At 44.2% G+C, this 2,181-nt stretch carries 1 protein-coding gene; it reads left to right on the plus strand.

Going from position 1 to position 2,181, the window contains the following annotated elements; all coding sequences use genetic code 11:
• The first annotated feature begins 564 nt into the window (after positions 1-564).
• Positions 565-2,088: a group II intron reverse transcriptase/maturase gene (locus F6K64_RS37915; RefSeq protein ID WP_502708004.1), complete on the plus strand. Its 1,524-nt coding sequence runs from the start codon at positions 565-567 to the stop codon at positions 2,086-2,088.
• Positions 2,089-2,181: the final 93 nt, after the last annotated feature.

The following is a 2,181-nucleotide window of genomic DNA, read 5'->3' on the forward strand; positions in this document are numbered from 1 at the left end:
GTAGTAGTGCGGCTCGTTCCTAATAGGAGCCTTTCGTAATAGAAAGGGGTATGATTAGGGGGATTCGTGAGGTCTAACCTCAAAAATCCTAACTATCCTCAGGATGTGGGTGAAAGTCCCACCCTTGAAGAGACAAGTGACTCCCTATCTGACCACACCGAGTGAGCGGCAACTCACAGAGTGACGCTGGTAACAGGGCGCAATCAGTTGACCAAAAGCAGGTAACAACACTGGCGCTAACGGGGAGGCGACAAGGTCTAAGTAGTTCTAAAAAAGTGTCTAAGACGGCAACCACAACCTGAATAAAATATGTGGAATAAATTCTCTACTCTCACGGAGTCATTACTACGATATCCGTAATCTCTGAGAGGAGAATAGGCAAATTGAACTGACCTAAATCGCCAAAACAATCTTCAGGATGGAACGAGTAAAAACGACAGCAATAATAGGTCTGGGGAACGGTCGAAACCCCGGTAAACTATGCCAAGTCTAATCCCTACTGTCGGGTAAGATGTGTTCAAAACTGGGCACGGGTTCTCAGAATATGTTCAACCAAAGTAGAGTATGGTTAGACGCATGAATTCACATAGCGAACTTTGGAAAAGTCAGAAGTGGAAGAAACTCCGCCAAAACTTATTCCGCCTACAAAGAAGAATATATAAAGCAGTTCAGGCTGGCGACTTGAGGAAAGCTCGGTCTTTACAAAAACTGATTATGAAATCCCGTTCAGCTCAACTTTTGGCCGTTCGTCAAGTGACTCAATTAAATCAGGGTAAACGCACTGCCGGAATTGATGGAAAGGAAAACCTCAATTACCGAGAGCGAATTGAATTGGTAGACAATCTGAACCACTATGGCCACACCTGGTTTCATAGCGGACTAAGGGAAGTACCAATCCCTAAAAAGAATGGGAAAACCCGGATGCTTAAAATACCAACTATCGCTGATAGAGCATGGCAATGTCTAGTAAAATACACCCTCGAACCTGCGCACGAAGCTATCTTTCACGCCCGGAGTTACGGGTTTAGGACTGGGCGAGGCGCACATGATGCCCAAATGTACATATTCACCAACCTGAATAAAGGAAAAAAAGGCATCACTAAAAGGGTAATTGAGCTAGATATTAAAAAGTGTTTTGACCGCATTTCTCATAAATCCATCATGGATAGGTTGATAGCACCAGCACATGTGAAGAAAGGGGTCTTCAGGTGTTTAAAAGCTGGCATCAGCCCGGAATTCCCTGAACAAGGAACTCCCCAGGGAGGAGTGGTTAGCCCCCTTTTAGCCAATATCGCACTTGATGGAATAGAAGATATCCATCCATCCGTCCGCTATGCAGACGACATGGTGATATTTTTAAAACCAAAAGATGACGCCGGAAAAATTCTTCAAAAAGTGGAAAAATTTCTGGAAGAACGAGGTCTCGAAATCAGTCAAGAAAAGACCAAGATAACCAAAACGACAGACGGTTTTGACTTCCTTGGCTGGCAGATGCGAGTCAAGCCAAGCGGAACATTCCATTGTAAACCCTCAGCGGATAATCATAGGAAAATACGCGAGAAGATTAAAGCCGTAGTCAATAGCTCGAATTATGGTGCAAAGGTCAAAGCCAAAAAACTAGCTCCCATTGTAAGAGGATGGCGAAACTACCATAAATGGTGTGATATGAGCGATTCTCGGGATAGTCTATGGTTCCCTAACAAAGCGGCAAAAAGAAAATTCCTCATCGAAAAGAAAATGAACCGCTATGAAGCAGTGGAATTATGCAAAAAGGCATTCCCTACAGTAAGGACTAAACGTTTTGGACACACTATGGTCACAGGGACTAAGTCCCCTTACGATGGAGACTTAGTCTATTGGAGCAAACGGAAAAGTACGCTCTACGACAATCATACGTCCAAGGCTTTGAAACGACAAAACCATTCTTGTGAATATTGCGGGTTAATGTTCAATTGCGACGAATCTGTACACCTTCATCATGTAGATGGAAACCACGACAATTGGAAGCTAAAGAACCTAGCAGCAATTCATCAAAGCTGCCACCAACAAATTCACTGGAGCAAGCCAAAAGGCAAGCCGAGAGGTTGAGAGAATCTAGGAGCCGTGTGAGATGAAAGTCTCACGCACGGCTTTGAAGGAGAGGTGCTCCGGATAATACCGGACATCGACTCTAATAAGCTT

Origin of the sequence: Moorena sp. SIO3A2, assembly GCF_010672265.1 — a bacterium.
GTDB lineage: Bacteria > Cyanobacteriota > Cyanobacteriia > Cyanobacteriales > Coleofasciculaceae > Moorena > Moorena producens.